This window comes from Peribacillus sp. NPDC058002 (genome assembly GCF_042886655.1).
GTDB lineage: Bacteria > Bacillota > Bacilli > Bacillales > DSM-1321 > Peribacillus > Peribacillus aracenensis.
Genome location: NZ_JBHVQU010000038.1, coordinates 15,723 through 33,026, shown reverse-complemented (window position 1 = coordinate 33,026; position 17,304 = coordinate 15,723). Strand labels below are relative to the sequence as shown.

General features: G+C 40.3%; 20 protein-coding genes and 2 tRNA genes. 2 read left to right on the top strand and 20 right to left on the bottom strand.

Features of this window, described 5'->3' with window-relative positions; translation table 11 throughout:
• Positions 1–72 precede the first annotated feature (72 nt).
• From ACFVSH_RS09925 to ACFVSH_RS09915, 3 genes are all read right to left on the bottom strand, one after another.
• Positions 73–163: transfer RNA gene (locus tag ACFVSH_RS09925), tRNA-Ser, on the bottom strand.
• Positions 164–170: 7 nt separating this feature from the next.
• A tRNA-Asn gene (locus ACFVSH_RS09920) sits at positions 171–245 on the bottom strand.
• A gap of 146 nt (positions 246–391) precedes the next feature.
• Positions 392–856, bottom strand: a complete 465-nt coding sequence (locus tag ACFVSH_RS09915) for a SprT family protein (protein ID WP_387604946.1) — start codon at positions 854–856, stop codon at positions 392–394.
• Positions 857–939: 83 nt separating this feature from the next.
• On the opposite strand from ACFVSH_RS09915, the gene cmpA reads away from it, so the two are divergent.
• Positions 940–1,059, top strand: a complete 120-nt coding sequence (gene cmpA, locus ACFVSH_RS09910; RefSeq protein ID WP_098372179.1) for a cortex morphogenetic protein CmpA — start codon at positions 940–942, stop codon at positions 1,057–1,059.
• 75 nt (positions 1,060–1,134) lie between these two features.
• On the opposite strand, the gene ACFVSH_RS09905 is transcribed toward cmpA, so the two are convergent.
• The 14 genes from ACFVSH_RS09905 to acpS all read right to left on the bottom strand — a co-directional run bounded on the left by ACFVSH_RS09905 (position 1,135) and on the right by acpS (position 12,485).
• Complete coding sequence (locus ACFVSH_RS09905) at positions 1,135–3,318, bottom strand: Tex family protein (RefSeq protein WP_387604947.1); 2,184 nt, start codon at positions 3,316–3,318, stop codon at positions 1,135–1,137.
• A gap of 92 nt (positions 3,319–3,410) precedes the next feature.
• The gene (locus ACFVSH_RS09900) at positions 3,411–4,022 is read right to left on the bottom strand and encodes a PP2C family serine/threonine-protein phosphatase (RefSeq protein ID WP_228467594.1); all 612 of its coding nucleotides are present in this window, start codon (positions 4,020–4,022) and stop codon (positions 3,411–3,413) included.
• Complete coding sequence (gene sigB, locus ACFVSH_RS09895; RefSeq protein WP_034306363.1) at positions 4,019–4,807, bottom strand: RNA polymerase sigma factor SigB; 789 nt, start codon at positions 4,805–4,807, stop codon at positions 4,019–4,021. The genes ACFVSH_RS09900 and sigB overlap by 4 nt, the downstream gene beginning before the upstream one ends.
• Positions 4,785–5,258, bottom strand: coding sequence for an anti-sigma B factor RsbW (gene rsbW / locus ACFVSH_RS09890; protein WP_098372177.1), 474 nt, complete (start codon positions 5,256–5,258; stop codon positions 4,785–4,787). The genes sigB and rsbW overlap by 23 nt, the downstream gene beginning before the upstream one ends.
• Complete coding sequence (locus ACFVSH_RS09885; protein ID WP_098372176.1) at positions 5,255–5,587, bottom strand: anti-sigma factor antagonist; 333 nt, start codon at positions 5,585–5,587, stop codon at positions 5,255–5,257. The genes rsbW and ACFVSH_RS09885 overlap by 4 nt, the downstream gene beginning before the upstream one ends.
• 59 nt (positions 5,588–5,646) lie before the next feature.
• Entirely contained in the window at positions 5,647–6,657 is a 1,011-nt protein-coding gene (locus ACFVSH_RS09880) for a PP2C family protein-serine/threonine phosphatase (protein WP_387604948.1), read from the bottom strand.
• A gap of 9 nt (positions 6,658–6,666) precedes the next feature.
• On the bottom strand, positions 6,667–7,068 hold the full coding sequence (locus ACFVSH_RS09875; RefSeq protein ID WP_048682056.1) for an anti-sigma regulatory factor: 402 nt from the start codon (positions 7,066–7,068) through the stop codon (positions 6,667–6,669).
• A gap of 3 nt (positions 7,069–7,071) precedes the next feature.
• Positions 7,072–7,428 carry an STAS domain-containing protein gene (locus ACFVSH_RS09870; RefSeq protein ID WP_076373142.1) on the bottom strand — a complete coding sequence of 119 codons (357 nt, stop codon included), beginning with the start codon at positions 7,426–7,428 and terminating at the stop codon, positions 7,072–7,074.
• Between the two features lie 2 nt (positions 7,429–7,430).
• Complete coding sequence (locus tag ACFVSH_RS09865) at positions 7,431–8,258, bottom strand: RsbT co-antagonist protein RsbRA (protein ID WP_387604949.1); 828 nt, start codon at positions 8,256–8,258, stop codon at positions 7,431–7,433.
• A 420-nt stretch (positions 8,259–8,678) separates the two neighbouring features.
• Positions 8,679–9,029 (bottom strand): type II toxin-antitoxin system PemK/MazF family toxin, encoded by a 351-nt coding sequence (locus ACFVSH_RS09860; RefSeq protein WP_260288846.1) that lies wholly within the window; start codon positions 9,027–9,029, stop codon positions 8,679–8,681.
• 7 nt (positions 9,030–9,036) lie between these two features.
• Positions 9,037–9,318: a CopG family ribbon-helix-helix protein gene (locus tag ACFVSH_RS09855; RefSeq protein WP_034306380.1), complete on the bottom strand. Its 282-nt coding sequence runs from the start codon at positions 9,316–9,318 to the stop codon at positions 9,037–9,039.
• 160 nt (positions 9,319–9,478) lie between these two features.
• Positions 9,479–10,663: an alanine racemase gene (gene alr / locus ACFVSH_RS09850; protein WP_387705789.1), complete on the bottom strand. Its 1,185-nt coding sequence runs from the start codon at positions 10,661–10,663 to the stop codon at positions 9,479–9,481.
• A 222-nt stretch (positions 10,664–10,885) separates the two neighbouring features.
• The gene (locus ACFVSH_RS09845) at positions 10,886–11,890 is read right to left on the bottom strand and encodes a LolA family protein (RefSeq protein ID WP_387604951.1); all 1,005 of its coding nucleotides are present in this window, start codon (positions 11,888–11,890) and stop codon (positions 10,886–10,888) included.
• 244 nt (positions 11,891–12,134) lie between these two features.
• The gene (gene acpS / locus ACFVSH_RS09840) at positions 12,135–12,485 is read right to left on the bottom strand and encodes a holo-ACP synthase (protein ID WP_387604952.1); all 351 of its coding nucleotides are present in this window, start codon (positions 12,483–12,485) and stop codon (positions 12,135–12,137) included.
• Between the two features lie 108 nt (positions 12,486–12,593).
• On the opposite strand from acpS, the gene ACFVSH_RS09835 reads away from it, so the two are divergent.
• A complete protein-coding gene (locus tag ACFVSH_RS09835; RefSeq protein WP_260288835.1) occupies positions 12,594–13,184 on the top strand; it encodes a rhomboid family intramembrane serine protease in 591 nt (196 codons plus the stop codon).
• A 26-nt stretch (positions 13,185–13,210) separates the two neighbouring features.
• Here the strand turns inward: ACFVSH_RS09835 and ACFVSH_RS09830 are convergent, their stop codons facing one another.
• The 3 genes from ACFVSH_RS09830 to cshA all read right to left on the bottom strand — a co-directional run bounded on the left by ACFVSH_RS09830 (position 13,211) and on the right by cshA (position 16,850).
• On the bottom strand, positions 13,211–14,674 hold the full coding sequence (locus ACFVSH_RS09830; RefSeq protein WP_387705787.1) for a PH domain-containing protein: 1,464 nt from the start codon (positions 14,672–14,674) through the stop codon (positions 13,211–13,213).
• Positions 14,667–15,140: a PH domain-containing protein gene (locus tag ACFVSH_RS09825; protein WP_387604954.1), complete on the bottom strand. Its 474-nt coding sequence runs from the start codon at positions 15,138–15,140 to the stop codon at positions 14,667–14,669. Before ACFVSH_RS09825 ends, ACFVSH_RS09830 begins: the two co-directional genes overlap by 8 nt.
• 210 nt (positions 15,141–15,350) lie before the next feature.
• A complete protein-coding gene (gene cshA, locus ACFVSH_RS09820) occupies positions 15,351–16,850 on the bottom strand; it encodes a degradosome RNA helicase CshA (protein ID WP_387604955.1) in 1,500 nt (499 codons plus the stop codon).
• Positions 16,851–17,304 lie beyond the last annotated feature (454 nt).

Sequence of the window (17,304 nt, the reverse complement as noted above, 5' to 3'; positions counted from 1 at the left end):
GAACCCGTGTTACCGCCGTGAAAGGGCGGTGTCTTAACCGCTTGACCAATGGGCCTTGATAAAATATGTAACTGGCGGAGAAGGAGGGATTTGAACCCTCGCGCCGCTTACGCGACCTACACCCTTAGCAGGGGCGCCTCTTCAGCCTCTTGAGTACTTCCCCAAAAAAATGGCTCCGCAGGTAGGACTCGAACCTACGACCGTTCGGTTAACAGCCGAATGCTCTACCACTGAGCTACTGCGGAATAATAAAAATTGGGTTCCTCTTTCACGCTCAAGGACCTTAGTGTTTGTCGTTAAGACAAGTTGTTATCTTGTCGACTCTTATGATTATAAAGAGGTTACAACTTAAAGTCAAGAGTTCTTTTGTATTTTTTTATAATTTTGTTATTCACACCTTAAACCCTTGGTAAATCAATGATCCACGGCATTTACTACAAACGAAACGGGTCGTGTCGATTCGTTTTCTTCTTATATATACCTGCTGACAGTCTTCACATTTATATTGAATAGTATTCATCTTTTTCTTTAATTGGTTAGATGGCAGCGGCTCGCAAAATCTTGGTGCTCCCACCATTCTGAGTAAATGTTTAAAGTCCGCATCACGATGCTGGTACCCCTTCTTCTCGATGTGCAAATGATAATGACACAATTCATGCTTAATGATTCCAACGATTTCTTCCACACCGCGTTCATCAAGATACTTCTTATTGATTTCTATATTGTGTGAACGAAGCAAGTATCGCCCTCCTGTTGTTCGGAGACGCGGATTAAAAATGGCTTTATGTTTAAATGTCTTTTTAAAGTCTTTCATCGAAATTTCTTCTACTAGTTTTTGCAATTGCCGATTATCCATTTCCCCCTCCCTTTCTTTGGTAACATGACAACCCATTATAACATAGACTAATAATACAATAGGAAACTAAGGGAGGAAAAGCTATGCCTAATTGGTTCCAGAATCAAATCCGCAAAGCCTTTTATGAAAAGGATTATTATCAAGTGAAGATGTTGAATCAATGTTGGTTTTTTTATCAAAAGAAAGAAAGTCTCAGGGTATAAATCCAACTGTGCTCCAAATATAAATGCATTGCTTCAAAAAAACCCCTTCTAAATATAGAAGGAGCTTACCATAGGCTAGTTTTGATCCTTTGGCTCGAGCATCGTTAAAGATACCCTTTGCTTTTTGGGGTCAACCAATTCGACCCAAACCGTCACAACATCCCCAACGGCAACTACATCCAATGGGTGTTTTACAAACCGGTTGCTCAGTTTAGAAATATGCACCAGACCATCCTGTTTGACACCGATGTCCACAAACGCACCGAAGTCCACAACATTCCTCACTGTACCTTGTAATTCCATCCCAGTTTGCAGATCCTCCATTTTTAGTACATCCTGCTTAAGCAGTGGTTTTGATAATTCATCGCGAGGATCTCTTCCCGGTTTCATCAAATCATCTATGATATCTTTAATCGTAATTTCCCCAATTTCCAATTCATCGACCAAATCAGCCGGATTCAGTTTACCTAACTCTTCATTCAATGCGTTACTGCCTAAATCTTCAGATGTAAATCCCATTTTCTTTAATAATTTATTCACGGCACTATAGTTCTCAGGGTGTATCGCAGTTTGATCTAAAGGTTCATTTCCATTAATGATACGTAAGAACCCTATACATTGTTCATATGTTTTAGCACCAAGCCGGGGAATTTTCTTTAATTCCTTCCTGCTTGAAAACTTCCCTTCCTCTTCCCTTTTCTTCACAATATTTTGAGCAACCGATTTTGATAAACCAGCTACATATTGTAATAGAGACGATGAAGCGGTATTGACATTCACTCCCACTTGGTTAACAGCTGTTTCCACTACAAAGGTGAGGGATTCCGTTAACTTTTTCTGGGAGACATCATGTTGATACTGCCCTACCCCTACGGATTGGGGGTCAATTTTAACAAGTTCGGCAAGGGGATCTTGAAGCCTTCTTCCTATCGAAACTGCACTTCTCTGTTCTACTTGAAGATCCGGAAACTCTTCACGGGCTATATCCGAGGCTGAATACACGCTGGCACCCGCTTCATTAACAATTATATATGAAATATTCCCTTCCACTTCTTTTATAATATCTGCGATGAATTGCTCTGATTCACGCGATGCCGTACCATTGCCGATTGCCACGATCTCAACCGAGAACCGCTGAAGTATTTCGATCGTTTTTTCACGGGCAGCATTAAGCTTCGCAGCAGGAGGATGCGGATAGATCACACTGATATCGAGTACCTTTCCGGTTTCATCGATGACAGCCAACTTACACCCAGTCCGATATGCCGGATCTAAGGCTAGGACCACTTTCCCTTTAAGCGGGGGCTGCAAGAGCAGGTTCCTGAGGTTTTCAGAGAAAATATGGATAGCCTGATCCTCAGCTTTTTCCGTCAGCTCTTTTCTGATTTCCCGTTCTACAGAAGGCATGATCAAACGTTTGAGCCCATCTTCAATCGCAGATTTAAGAACAACTTGGGCCTCAGATTTGTTATTTTTAATGATTTTCCGTTCCAGATGACCAATGATGATTTCAGTCCGAGGATGAATGGAGATTCGTAAAACCTCTTCCTTTTCACCTCTATTCAGCGCCAACACCCGATGCGGCACGATTCTTTGAACCGGCTCCTCATATTCATAGTACATCTCGAAGATTTTTTTCTCATCCTTTTCTTCATTTTTCACGGTTGAAACCACTTTTCCAGCCTTGAAAATTTCAGCCCTTATCCACTTCCTTAATTCTGCATCATCGGAAATATGTTCAGCTATGATATCCTGCGCTCCCGCAATAGCCTCTTCAATAGATGAAACTTCTTTTTCTGCCGATATGAATTCTGCAGCTTTTTCACTAACCCGAGCATGCAATTGACATTCCAAAAGCCAATTAGCCAATGGTTCAAGACCCTTTTCTTTAGCGACCGTTGCTTTCGTTCTCCTTTTTTGTTTGAACGGCCTGTATAAATCCTCGACTTCCTGCAGTTTTGTAGCTTTTTCGATTTGTCTTGTTAATTCTTCCGTCAATTTCCCTTGTTCACCAATCGAACGCGTTACTTCCGCTTTCCTCTGGCCAAGGTTTTCTAGATAGTTCCACCTTTCCATAATGGAACGAATCTGCACTTCATCAAGTGAACCCGTCATTTCTTTTCTATACCGTGCAATAAAGGGGACAGTATTACCCTCTTGAAGCATCTGTATGACGTTTTGGACTTGATGATTTTTTAAAGTCAGCTCATTTGATATTTGTTTAATCAACTCTTTTAATGTATCTTCTACAACGATCATTATGTCTACCTCCAACGTTTTGATCTGATATATATAGTCTAGCAAATGAGGGATGAAGTTGCGAATTCCATACAAAAAAGCTTACCTCCGAATTACGGCGAAAGTAAGCTTCCTAAAATGAAAGTTGTATCATCTGCAGTTAATGGACTGCTTGCTAGTATGCATTGGGCGTTCTTATCGATAGGGACCAGCCTTTTCAAAAAGGATTTAGCTCCCTTAAGTTCCAAACCATCTGAATGAAGAATGAATTTGGCATTTGGTTCATATTTGTATCTCTGCGTCCTGTATTTTTGTTTCCTTCCTGATAAATACCCTGTAACAGGTAAAGGGTAAACGAGTTTATCGTCACTTGGGTTATACAGGAAAAAGCGAATGTTACCAACTGAACTGTATACAAATTCATTCTTGTCATAAAAAATCTTCAAAATGGAAACGGCTGCTCCCCGCTTATTGACCAAAACTTGATTGCACACTGCCATTAGGGATTCGACATCCAACTCATGATTACGTTTAACTTCCTCGATGACGGCATGGGAGGAGTCGTAAGCGTTTTTTCCGCTGCCCAGGCCATCTGCCAATACACAGACAAAATATTCTTTCGTATGAAGAAAAAAGTAATCATCACCACAATAAACCATCCCGTTTTTAGACGATTGAGAGACAAGGACTTCTATTTTTTCTCCCCTCAGAATATCTTTGATCACTGAATTAACTCCGAGTTTTCAGCATTAATGGCTTCTTGAAGCTTTTTGATCGCGCGGCGTTGGAGCCTTGAGACATGCATTTGGGAAATCCCCAGTTTATCGCCCGCTTCTTTCTGGCTTAAATTCTCTAAATAAGTATGTTGAATGATCATCTTTTCACGGTCACTCAGCACATGCAGCACCTTTTCAAGCACAAGTCTCTGATTGACCTTTTCAAAACCTTCATCGACATTCCCGAATATATCAAGCAATGTGACAGTACCGCCATCAGAATCCGCCTCAATAGAATGATCCACGGATAAAGCTTGATAGCTTTTTCCCATTTCCATCGCCTCTAAAACTTCTTCTTCAGTCACGCCTATACTATCGGCTATTTCATCTATTCTTGGTGAACGATGCAGAGTTGTAGTTAATTCCTCGACAGTCACCCTGATTTTCGGACCAAGTTCCTTAATTCTCCTTGGCACATGGACACTCCATGTTTTGTCACGCAGGAACCGTTTGATTTCGCCGATTATAGTAGGGACAGCAAATGCCTCAAAGCTCTTACCGAAAGATTCATCATATCGACGAATGGCACCTAACAAACCAATCATGCCGACTTGGGAGATATCCTCCTGGAATGATTTCCCTTTCGCATACTTACGGGAGATTGTTTCAACCAAACTTTTATAATGGATGACTAGATTGCTCTGTGCTTCCTCATCTTGATTCTGCTGGTAAGCTCTAATCCATTCATTTACCTGTTCTCTTTGTGCCTGGTTAGGTTGAGACTGTTTTTGCATCCATCTCCACCTGCTCTCCTTCTAAAAACTTAGTCATAAATACTGTAACCCCATCATGCTGATGAATCTTCACATCATCCATCAGAGTTTCAATAAGGTAAAGACCCAAGCCTCCTTCTCTCAAAAGTTCGACTTTTTGTCCATTCTCGTATGGTCCGATCCCTTGACGAACCTCTTCGAAATTACAGCTCTTACCACTATCAGAAACCATGACCTCCAAGCGGTCAGGATAAAGGCCGAAACTTACTTTCACTTCACCTTTTTCAGAATCTTTATATGCATGCTGTACCGCATTTGTACAAGCCTCACTTGTAGCGATTTTCAAATCCTCAATTTCATCATACGCAAATCCCATCCGGCTCCCTATCCCAGAAAGCGTTAAACGAATGACACCGATGAATTCTGGTTTTGCAGGTATTTTCATTTCGATGTAATCATATACTTGACTCATTCTAACCCACCCTCTGTACCACTTTTTATATCAATGATATCTGCAAGACCTGTAATATCAAATAAACGTCGTAACCTTTCTGATAAGCCAACTAAAGTGAATTCGCCATTATGTGCCCTTACACTTTTGAAAGCACCGACAAACACCCCAAGTCCCGTACTATCCATATAAGAAACTTCAGTTAAATCAATAGTAATCGAAACATTATCCTGCTCCGAAATCGGAAATAGTGATTCCCTTAATTTCGGCGCAGTATATGCATCGATTTCACCTTTCAGTTTTACAATAAATTCAGAATTCAATTCATTAACATCTACAGTTATATTCATCAATGACCCACCTCTTCAAATCCTCTTCATTTCTTTATCTATACCCAGCAGACAAAATACTAAACATTTGATTTTAAAATTATTAATGTAAAATCATCCCTCAGTTGGAAATTCTGCATTTTCTCCAATTGTTTAAATATATTATTCACCATTTCCTGGGCTTGCAAATGCATATTCTTTTTAATGAGCCCAATAAGTGTTTCCCTTTCTATGAACCCATCATTCGTCCGGCATTCCGTTACTCCGTCAGATAATAAAATGATCATGTCTCCATGATTCACCGTTTTTTCATATTGGCGATACCTTGTTTTTTTATCGACTCCAAGCAACAAGCCCTTTGCATCCAAATCGCTAAAAGTACCCGTTGCGGCGTCATAGTAAAAACCAGGTTCATGTCCGGCTGAAGCATAGGAGAATTGCCTGTCATGCGGGTCATATAAGCCATAGAACATGGTTATGAACATGCTTGGATCCACATTATGCTCCACAACACGGTTCAAACTCTCAAGCACACTATTCGGTTCATGACGATGCTCCGGAAGACTGTCCATCGCATATTTGATCATCGACATGCACAGTGCAGCAGGAATCCCCTTTCCAATGACATCGGCTATTCCTACCCCTAACCGCTCATTTTCATCTTGGACGAAGTGATAGTAATCCCCGTTCATCTGCCTCGCTGGAACACTGATTACTCCAATTTCAAGAGCTTTGATATCAGGAATTTTCGTTTCCAAAAGAGTATGTTGAACATTTGCCGCTATCTCGATTTCCGTTTTCAGTTCCTGCTGCTGATGTCTAAGGCTTTGATGCTCACGGTATGCAATACCGTAGCCCATCATGACTTCTAACAGAAAATCGAAAGAATCCAATACTTTTCCCGGTAATTCCGGGTAAAGTTCCATCAAGTTATTTTTATGCATACTGATGATTTCTTCTGGAGATATATTGTATTTGATATGTAGGCGGCTAATCTTTTGCCCTTGGTAGAGTGCCTGCTCATTTTGGTCTTTAAGATAAGTAGAAAGCGCCTCATGATACTTTTTCTCCATGTTCTCCCTAATATCCATAGTCCCCCCCTAACGGAGCCATTTTGTAGCGATAATCTTAGTCCCTTCACCTGGTATCGATTCAATATCAAAGTCATCCATTAAACGTTTGGCTCCAGGAAGGCCTGCACCCAGTCCCCCCGAGGTGGTATATCCATCTTCCATGACTCTGCGGATATCCTCAATTCCCGGCCCTTGGTCCTCTGCAATGATTTTCAATCCTGACTTCCCATTTATATTTAGCTTTTCTATGCTAACACTGCCTTGTCCAGCATATAGGTATATGTTTCGGGCCAATTCGCTAATGGCCGTCGTGATCCTGGCCTGGTCTACAGTACCGAACCCCAACTCTTTAGCGACATTTCTTCCGAGCTGCCTTGCAGCTACGATGTCCCATTCATTTATGATTTTTACGCAGGATTGGAACTCCATTCTTTAATCCCCCAATTCCTGTTGTAATTTCTCCAGGCCTTTCTCTAAGTCTAATGCTGTCAGAACATCTTCGAGACTAATTCCCAGTTCAATTAATGTTATTGCAACAGCAGGCTGGATCCCCGTAATTACAACTTTCGCCCCCATAAGCTTAGACATGCTAAAGACATCGCCTAATACCTTTGCGATAAAAGAATCAATAAAATCTATTGAGGTAATATCTATGACAACGCCATTCGCGCTTGTTTCATGAATTTTATGCAGTAAATCCTCTTGGAATTGAAGGGCTGTCACATCATCCAATTCCCACTGTATAGATACTAACAAGCAGTCATAAAGCTTTAATATCGGAATCCTCATACTTATCCCTCCACCTTTACGATCTTACGGCTCATTAATTCCAACGCAACTTCTATCCCTTTTTTTAACGTATTTTTTGTAATCACTTCATTTAAATTAATTCCAAGATTAACTATGGTTTGGGCTATTTCAGGGCGGATGCCGCAGAGTATACATTTGGCGCCCACCAATCGGACCGCTTCCGCAGCTTGAATGATATGATGGGCAACCATCGTATCCACGACCGGCACGCCCGTTATATCAATAAGAACAACTTCAGATCTATGCTTAACCACGCCAGTCAACAGGTTTTCCATTATCTGTTTGGCACGTTCCGTATCAATCGTACCAATCAGCGGCATTACCGTAATGCCTTCCAATACAGGAATGAGCGGAGCCGAAAGTTCCTGCAACGCAATTTTTTGCATGGAAACCGTTCTTTCCCAAGTTTGAGTATATATATTGACTATTTCATTATTAATTGGTGTGGCCCATTTATCCAAATGATTAACAAGATTGACTTGATTATCAGGAGTAACCAGACCCTTTTCCACCATTCCATTAATGACAATTAATGTGAATTTATGAAGTCCTTCATTGACGAAAGTAAGAGGCCATCCCAATTGGACGACTTTCTCGGCAAAATCAGAAAGCTTCAATGTGAATTCCTTGGTTTTACTATCAACGTTCGTGATGATCATATCTATAAATTCACTGCTCGTTTGAGTGAACATTCGATCTGAGACGACTTTAATTAATCTTTCATCCGTACTTTCCTTCATGATGCCCATCCACTCAGTAAGGATGTAATCCTGATTTTGCTTAATAAAATCGTAAACCAATTGATTCATAATATCCTCCCATTCTAACACAATTGCTATGTTTCCCCTGTCCTCGTCACAAGGATGTTAACTAACTGTAATCTTATTCCTATCTGGATTTTCTTGGAGTTCCCACTACACTTTTGCTTTTTTTTAAGTAGTTACAACATAAATACATACCCAAAATCCAGGTAAGAAAAACATCAATTAAAGAAAAATTAGGGAGATACTTTAAAACAAAGAACGTTCTATTCGATATCTAACTGTATAATGTTTTTATTCGTCAATTTTTTCATATTTCCTGCTGATGCTATATGGACATCTGTTGATGTTATTGTTATTTTCCAAAAAAAAACACGATTCCCGCATTTGCAGGAATCGTGTCATCTAAAATAGCATCAAGAATGATTTGTATTATAATAACGCCCAATTTAACGGGAAAAATTTTCTTTAAAAATCAATGAGGCCTAAACTGATTTGCAAAGCTTCATTGACTTTTTGCATCATCGGTTCGTCAAGATGCGTAATTTTATCAGTTAAACGCTGCTTATCAATTGTCCGGATCTGTTCTAATAAAATGACGGAATCTCGCTCGAATCCGTATTTTTTTGCATTAATCTCAACATGTGTAGGCAATTTCGCTTTTTGAATTTGAGCTGTAATGGCTGCCACGATCACAGTCGGACTAAAGCGATTACCAATATCGTTTTGTAAAATTAGTACCGGACGGGTCCCACCCTGCTCTGAACCAACCACCGGGGAAAGGTCTGCGAAGTATACGTCACCACGCTTAACAACAATCAATGGCTCAGCCTCCGCTAACTAATCGTTCAACGCAATGACCAGCCTCGAATTCAGCCTGGAAGGCTTCAGAAGCAATCGTTAAATTAATGGCCGCCATTTCAATATAACCGCGTTTCATCGATTCACGAAACTCTTTCTTTTTACGTTCGCGAAGATACATTTTTGTGGCACGATAAATAAATTCACTGCGATTCACATTTTCCTCACTCGCATACCCATCTAACTCTGTTAAAAAATTTTGAGGTAATCGAATTAATATCTCTCTTGTTGCGCTGGATTCAGACACAAACATACACCTCCACCATCACTACACACCTTTATTATATATCCTTTTCAATATTACCATTAAATTGCCTATCTGCAAAGAGTATATTCTATTCTAAATCTTATTATCAGCATAATAAAGGAAATCTTATTCACAATCTTAGGATTTTTTTACAATCCGGTCATTCCAAAATGAAATTACGTACATGATTCATCTGATTGTCTTTAATATATATGCGGGGCACTCTTGCTCCTATCATACATGTTACCTCATAGTTGATCGTTTCCAGTTTTGCCGCTATCTCATCGACAGTGATCGATTCATCGCCATCATTCCCCATTAATGTAACCTCTGTTCCTACTGGGTATGGTCCAGGCAGCTTGATCATGCATTGATCCATGCAAATCCTTCCGACTATGGGTACTCTTTTTCCATCCACAAGAACTTCCTGACCTTGAAGCTTACGGATCCAGCCGTCAGCATAACCGATTGGCAAAGTCCCAATCCATTCATCACCTTCAGCCGTATAAGTCGCCCCATAACTAACGCTTTCACCCTTGGAAAGCTGTTTAACCGCGACCATCTTCGTACTCAATGATATAGCCTGTTTTAATGGAAATGGCAATATCGGCTTCATTTCCATGGAAGGACTCAAACCATACATGGAAATCCCCATTCTTATTGCATTCCATTCAGGATCGGTGAACCTTAAAGAAGCTGCACTATTGGCTGCATGAACATATTCCGGCTTTCTGGTCAATTCGGAAAGCATTCCTTTAAAGAAAGCAAGCTGCGTTTCATAAAAGTCGGTCTTTATTTCATCCGCCGTCGCGAAATGAGTGAATATCCCTTGGAAATTAAAACAAACATCCCTCTCAAGCAAACTTTCCACTTTCATGAGTTGTCCTATATCCCGAATGCCGATTCTCCCCATGCCGCTATCCACTTTTACATGGATTTGCAAAACTTGTCCCGGTTTCAACAAATCCTTTGCCTTCTCCAACCATGTTACGTCGAAAACCGTCAAGGAAATCCCATACTCGGCAGCAAGCGCTGCACTTTCAGGCCTCGATGCCCCAAGTACAAGAATCGGAGCCAATATTCCCTTTTTCCGCAAGGCGAGAGCCTCATCCAAAAAAGCGACACTTAAAAAATCCGCCCCAGCTTCAAGCGCCGTTTTAGCCACTTCATAGTCCCCGTGTCCATAAGCATTCGCTTTAACGACAGCGAAAAGACTAACACCTTTTCTTAAACTTTTTTTCATTGAAGAAATATTTTCAAAAATATTATCCAAATTTACTTCTGCCCATGTATCTCGATGAAATGTTTTCGTTTCCAAGACCTTTTCCTTCTTTCCTACACTCACAATAAGATTCTTCCCAGTAGCGAAGTTTTCGTTTCATTATAGGACCATTCTATAACCAACCGCTAGAAATATAAAGTGCTTTTTCACCTTGCTCCTAATTTACCTAGCTGCCAGCCGAAATCAAATGGAAGTATTAAAAATGTCAACAAGCTGCTTCCCCGCCTATCCTACCTAGAAGAAACCTTCATAAGGAGACGGGAAACATCAGCTTGTTATGTAATCCTATTTGACTGGATTTTCCCCAACCGAACGGGCGACTTCTATCATTTCTTCCTGTGTCAAATCCTTTGATGCAATCATATAATCGACACCTTCAAAAGTCCAAGCAATCGTATTTCCTGTCATGGCTCCAACAGTATAACCCAAATCAACCGGTTCTCCATTCACATTCGTCGAAACGGATGTTTGAACTACCTCAGCCTTTTCCTGGACCAATGTAAAACTTTTTGTACCCTCATAGGTCAAAACGACACGTTCTCCCTTTTCCGTCGAAATTTCTTTTTCTTCCGTTAAATTCATATCACCAATATTTTCAGGGTATTTCACCGCAAACCCCTCATTTTGGACTTCTGCCATAACAGGCGCTTCAAGTTGTGCACTTGTCATGTTTTTCTTCATATCAAATGAATCTTTATCGAAAGTCGTATTGAATTTAACTTTTGAGAAATCAACAAGAACCAATGCAGTCTTATCGGGGTCCATGACTTTTACACTGACTGGAGATAAATCTTTTTTGTTTATAGTAATCTCTTGATATGGCAACATTTTATTGTTTTGGTAGCGCGTTTTCGTTTCAAAGACATAATGTTTATCCGTTTCTTTATATGTCGCACTTTTATCTTCCGTAATGTCTTTCACCAACGACTCGAACAAATAGGCCTGACTGCTGTTCTCCGGCCACTCGCTTTGAAATTTAAAACTTTTATTCAAAGCTGGCGTCAAAACATATACACCATCATCATTTTTCAATATCATCTGGCTTTGATCCTTCTCTTCATTTTTCAAATTTACACGGTAGAAAGAAGGGTCTTTATGCCAAATCTCCACTTTATACACTTGAGGCTCCGTCCCCATCTTTAATGTCATCTTCGCGTTAGCTTTATATCCTTTCATTTCGCCAAGCTTCTCATTCAATTCACTCACTACGTCACTCTGTGATTTTTGGCCGCAAGCAGAAAGAGCAAGCAAGAGCATGATCCCTGCAAAAAGCATTACCATCTTCTTCATCTTTTCAACCCCTTTTTGTCATTTGAACGTAAAAGGGAGAGGAAAAGGCAGGATTCGGACATTGGCTCGACTGATGTCTTAGATTCCTCAGTATTTTAGACACGGATCAATTCTAAGATCCGGCTAAAAACTTTTCGAGAGCACCTACTCTGCCATGTACCTTTTACCGGGCCTTGTCTCCCTATAGCACTAAATGTATATGAGACAACCTAAAGGTTTATGACCCGATTGGACAAAACTCCATTCACCCTTCAATTACCACTTGCGCAACCGCATAATCCCTGCTGTGGCTAATCGAAAGATGGACCCCTTCAGAAAACGGCTTCGAAATCATCGGCTTTCCTTTATCATCCGAAATGATTTCAATATCCAAAAAGGATAAGTGCTTACCGATCCCTGTACCGTTTGCTTTTGAAAAAGCCTCCTTTGCCGCAAAACGCCCAGCAAAATACTCGACCTTCCTTCTTCCATTTAACTTTTCGAAAATCAAAATTTCACTTTCTGTTAATATACGCTCCTTTAAACGGGTTTGCCGATTAATCAATGTTTCCATTCTATCCAGCTCAGTAATGTCCACGCCTATACCTTTAATCACTTTGACACCTCTTCTATTCATTTAATAAGTTGCATATCATTAGGAGGACTCTTTTACCTGAAAATGATAATATTGTATCTAATTAAAAACGATAATAAGGAGGAATTTATGTTTACAAGAACAGAAGGCTTCCGCGAATATACAAATTCATATCGAGCTGTAACTGTACTCATACTCATGATGATGATTGCATTCGTTCTCGTCCTTTTCCCCATATTTCCCGGCAATGTACTCTTTTATTATGGCACAGGTGTTAACTTATACATCGCTGATGGACAATGGTGGCGTTTAATCACCCCCATCTTTCTACATAGCACGTTTACACATTTACTGTTTAATGGATTCTCACTTGCCATCTTTGGTCCATTCCTAGAGAATTTACTTGGCTCCGTCAAGTTTTCAATCTTCTTTTTATCGACAGGGCTCCTTGCCAATATCGCAACCTTCCTAATTAACCCACTGACATATAACCACGTAGGGGCTAGCGGTGCAATTTTCGGTTTATTCGGATTCTTTCTATATCTTGTCCTGTTCAATAAAACCAATTTTACGAACAACGAAAGAAATACAGTATATACACTGACCGGAATTGCCGTCATCATGACTTTCATTCAACCGCAAGTTAACGTTGTCGGTCATTCGGCTGGACTGGCAACCGGCTTTTTAACAGCTCCATTATACTTAAGAAAAAAATGGTAGGACAAACAGCCGACTCTTCCTTTAAATCATTGGGAGTCGACTGCTTTTTTAGGTAAATACCAAGATTTAATTATTAGGCAATCCTTTTCTTCCACATCAGCAACCATGCCGACCCGGGAAGTGATTCCTGATTTAATCGATGCTGAAATCGTAGCTAATTTTTTTCGATTCTGAAACCAGCTTTTTTTATATGTTATTGATTGAATTCTGCTTCTCTGCATGATTAATGTCTGCTTTGAGAAAAAGCGACTGCTCAATATCAATAAATTCCCTTCTATGCTCCATCCCGCATCTCTATATTGCATGTAAGCCCAAAAAATCGCCAACGGTACAAGCAAAAGGGAAAGATAACCCCAAGGTCTGAAAAACCATACCAAGGCACCTATGATCGGGATGAGGTATAGAAACTTGTGAAATACATACCTGGAAAGTGCACGTTTAGGTATCGGTGTCATCTCAGTGGTTGTTTCATAAACCGGTAAAATTTCCAGGATTTTTTCTTGTAAATGCTTCTTCCTGATTAAAGGGAACAGCATGATCGATAGACTTTCTTTATCTTCCATACTGCCCCCCGCATACTCAATATAAACCGTCGCCAAGCCCAATGGCTTTCGAATCAAATTCTCCATGATCCGGATACCTTGTATTTTATGGATAGGGATTGTCAGCTGTCTTTTTTCGAGAAGCCCTCTGGAAATAACGATTTCCTCATCCGTTTTTATCACGGTGAAGGAAGCATATTTAATTACCATGCTTAATGTAGCCAGTACATAAACCACCAATAAAGCCACTAGGGCAAACAAGGTCAGAATGATGGTCCCCATTTCAATAAAATCTTCATAATCCTTAAATATCCTCTCAAAAGGTATCATTTCATCGAACTGTGAAATAAATGCGATTGCTCCAGATAGGAAGACACCTACTGCTCCCGAAGTGGCAGCCATAACGAATAGTTGCGGCAGCGTCTGCTTAAAAACGGAAGACGATTTTGCTGCATATTCATTATCCGCTACTTCATTTTTATCTTTATCAGAAGGACTATTCGCATTTTTTTCCTCACTAATAAAAGCATTGATTCGATCTGCATCACTTTTTCTTATGGCTGATAATACGGCATCGGCCTGAGACCCGCCTGCGGTTTCAATATTCAACTTCACCAGGCTGAATATCCGCTGGACGATACCCTCCGAAATATCTATGCTATGAATCCGATCATACTTTATATACCGTTTCTTCCTTACAAATACCCCGGACTCGATTCTGAATTCGCCCTCTTCCATGCGATATGTAAAGCGTAACCATTGAAGGAATGCATTGCCTATAATAAAAAGTATAATAATGGCTATGACCAGCGGTTGTATCCATCCAGGAATTCCTTCATTCTTCCCAGGAATGACGACCACTAATAAAAAAGGGATGACTAACTCCTTAATCGATTTTATTATGGTAAGCAATACAGCTATGGGGTGCAGCCTTTTAGGTTCAGACATCTTCTTCCTCCACACTTGCCATCCTGGAAATATAGTGCCGCAATTCATCTGCCTCTGCTATGTCCAAGGCAGGGATAACATGAAGGGTCGCTGCAGTCGAAATTTCAACGGAGGCTAAATCGTATTTCCTTAATAATGGCCCTTGCTTCGTTTCCACATGCTGAACCCTAATCATGGGTATGAGTGTTCTTTTAATGACGAAAATACCACTTTGGATATCAATTTCGGTATTTCTTACTTCGTAACGCCACCTCTTCCATTTCACCGATGGAATCAGAAAAATGGCCAGATAGGATTGGATTACCGAAATTATGATCAACGCTCCAAACACCCAATATGTCCAATCAAAAATGATTGTAAGCACGAGTGCGGCGATGCTTATAATCCAAGTTATTGAACAGCTTATAAGACCACCGATTTTCCATACGGTCAAGGCCTTATTCGATATACGATTTTCAGGTTCCATGTGCTTCTCCTCTTCGACAGGTAATTTTTAGTGAATCTTCATCATCCATCCTTCGCTTTCATCCATTATACTATAATTAAATGCTGGAAATTAACCCCTTTTCAAACAATGGCTTTGAGCAGTCCATCCAACCAGCCATTCAGATACCATATGAATTATGGAAATGCACACAAAAAAATGCCGCTCAAATGAGCGGCATTTCCAATTCAATTAAATCTTATTTGTTTTTTCTCTTTTTTGGCTCGTGCTGCGATTTCCGTAACCATTCGATTTACGGTTTGCGCCCGGGCGTTTGCTTGATCCGCTACCGTAATCTTTTCTACCTGAAGAACTGCGGCCATTGCGCTGTCTGTTACCAGAAGAACTGCTGCCACCGCGGTTGCGACGCATTGGAGATGGAGATTCTTCCGTTAGCTTGATAGGCGTTTGATCCGGTTCTTTTGTCATTGATTTCAGCATAGCTGCAACTAAGTCCGCTGCGCTATGTTTTTGTAATAATTCTTCCGCTTGACCAAGGTATAATGTTAAATCATCATTCTCGATTGTATTAAGGATTTTTTCCGTTACTGCTTTTTGTTGACCTTCCAACGCTTCAGTTAACGTAGGAGTCTTAAGTTTCACCATACGTTTTTTCGTTGTATGCTCAACCGCATGCAGTTGTCCTCTTTCTCTTGGTGTTACAAACGTAATGGCAATACCATGTTTACCCGCACGTCCTGTACGTCCAATACGGTGAACATAGCTTTCCGGATCTTGTGGGATATCAAAGTTGTATACGTGAGTAACGCCGGAAATATCAAGTCCACGTGCAGCCACATCAGTAGCAACAAGTACATCGATGCTGCGGTCTTTAAACTTTTTCAATACAGAAAGGCGTTTTGCCTGACTAAGGTCACCATGAATGCCTTCAGCCATATAACCGCGGATATTCAATGCAGATGCCAATTCATCTACACGGCGTTTCGTACGTCCGAAGACGATAGCAAGGTCCGGTGTTTGAATATCGAAAAGGCGTGCAAGTGTATCGAATTTTTCACTTTCTTTTAACTCCAAGTAATATTGTTCGATACGATCCACTGTCATTTCTTTTGCTTTTACACGGACAAGAACGGGTTCCTGCATGAATCTTTCAGCAATTTTACGGATCGGATCAGGCATTGTAGCTGAGAAAAGCAATGTTTGTCTTTCATCAGGAACCGTTGAAAGGATCGATTCGATATCCTCAATGAATCCCATGTTAAGCATTTCATCCGCTTCATCAAGAACTACAGTGTGAACTCCGCCTAATTTAATATTTTTACGTTTGATATGGTCTAAAAGACGACCAGGCGTACCAACGATAATATGTGGTTTTTTCTTTAAAGCACGGATCTGACGGTCGATATCTTGTCCACCATAAACCGCAAGTACACGAGCGCGTTTTCCGTAACCAAGCTTGAAAAGTTCCTCAGAAACTTGAATCGCTAGCTCACGTGTAGGTGCAATGACAATCCCTTGCACGTTTTCGTTAGTAATATCGATGTTTTCCATCAATGGAATACCGAATGCCGCCGTTTTTCCTGTTCCTGTTTGCGCTTGACCAATGATATCTTTACCTTCAAGTGCTAGAGGTATCGTTTGGGATTGAATCGGGCTCGCTTCTTCAAATCCCATTTTTTCTATTGATTTCATGGACGTTCTATCTAAACCTAATTCGCTAAACAATGTCAATGTTTTCGTACTCCTTTTTATATCGTAAATTTACACGTGCATATCATGCACAGATGTTTAGTTCAAATCCTCATCATCATGACGGATGTTCTACTTTATCTAAAAAGTTTATCATTATCACCTAAAAGTATCTGCCTTTTAGTTCAAATGAACTCAATATGATTTTTTAAAAAGGAAATATACCAGTACGAACATTCACCGGCATTTTTAATTTTCGCGCACGTGTAGACTTATCATTAACATACGCTCATCTTTTTAAAAGTACATGTAACCAAAATTAAATTCAATATGGAAAATTAAAAGTAGCATAAACGGGTGTTTGACCGTTTTATTCAGGTGAGGGCTGCTGCACCTATTATTCATCAGACTTAAAAAGGCTGTATGAACAAAACTTGACGAGAGCCAAGATTCTTATACAAAACAGGCCCGGTGCGTTGAGGATTTGCAGAAGTGG

What these genes read in the sequence shown, in the direction of transcription:
- ACFVSH_RS09885 (WP_098372176.1), bottom strand. Translation starts at nt 5,587, where the DNA reads ATGAATATAACTGTAGATGTTAATGAATTGAATTCTGAATTTATTGTA.
- ACFVSH_RS09830 (WP_387705787.1), bottom strand. Translation starts at nt 14,674, where the DNA reads ATGTCTGAACCTAAAAGGCTGCACCCCATAGCTGTATTGCTTACCATA.
- ACFVSH_RS09865 (WP_387604949.1), bottom strand. Translation starts at nt 8,258, where the DNA reads ATGAATCAATTGGTTTACGATTTTATTAAGCAAAATCAGGATTACATC.
- ACFVSH_RS09915 (WP_387604946.1), bottom strand. Translation starts at nt 856, where the DNA reads ATGGATAATCGGCAATTGCAAAAACTAGTAGAAGAAATTTCGATGAAA.
- sigB (WP_034306363.1), bottom strand. Translation starts at nt 4,807, where the DNA reads ATGCAAAAACAGTCTCAACCTAACCAGGCACAAAGAGAACAGGTAAAT.
- ACFVSH_RS09870 (WP_076373142.1), bottom strand. Translation starts at nt 7,428, where the DNA reads ATGAGGATTCCGATATTAAAGCTTTATGACTGCTTGTTAGTATCTATA.
- cmpA (WP_098372179.1), top strand. Translation starts at nt 940, where the DNA reads ATGCCTAATTGGTTCCAGAATCAAATCCGCAAAGCCTTTTATGAAAAG.
- ACFVSH_RS09825 (WP_387604954.1), bottom strand. Translation starts at nt 15,140, where the DNA reads ATGGAACCTGAAAATCGTATATCGAATAAGGCCTTGACCGTATGGAAA.
- ACFVSH_RS09835 (WP_260288835.1), top strand. Translation starts at nt 12,594, where the DNA reads ATGTTTACAAGAACAGAAGGCTTCCGCGAATATACAAATTCATATCGA.
- ACFVSH_RS09880 (WP_387604948.1), bottom strand. Translation starts at nt 6,657, where the DNA reads ATGGATATTAGGGAGAACATGGAGAAAAAGTATCATGAGGCGCTTTCT.
- ACFVSH_RS09845 (WP_387604951.1), bottom strand. Translation starts at nt 11,890, where the DNA reads ATGAAGAAGATGGTAATGCTTTTTGCAGGGATCATGCTCTTGCTTGCT.
- ACFVSH_RS09905 (WP_387604947.1), bottom strand. Translation starts at nt 3,318, where the DNA reads ATGATCGTTGTAGAAGATACATTAAAAGAGTTGATTAAACAAATATCA.
- rsbW (WP_098372177.1), bottom strand. Translation starts at nt 5,258, where the DNA reads ATGAGTCAAGTATATGATTACATCGAAATGAAAATACCTGCAAAACCA.
- ACFVSH_RS09875 (WP_048682056.1), bottom strand. Translation starts at nt 7,068, where the DNA reads ATGGAGTTCCAATCCTGCGTAAAAATCATAAATGAATGGGACATCGTA.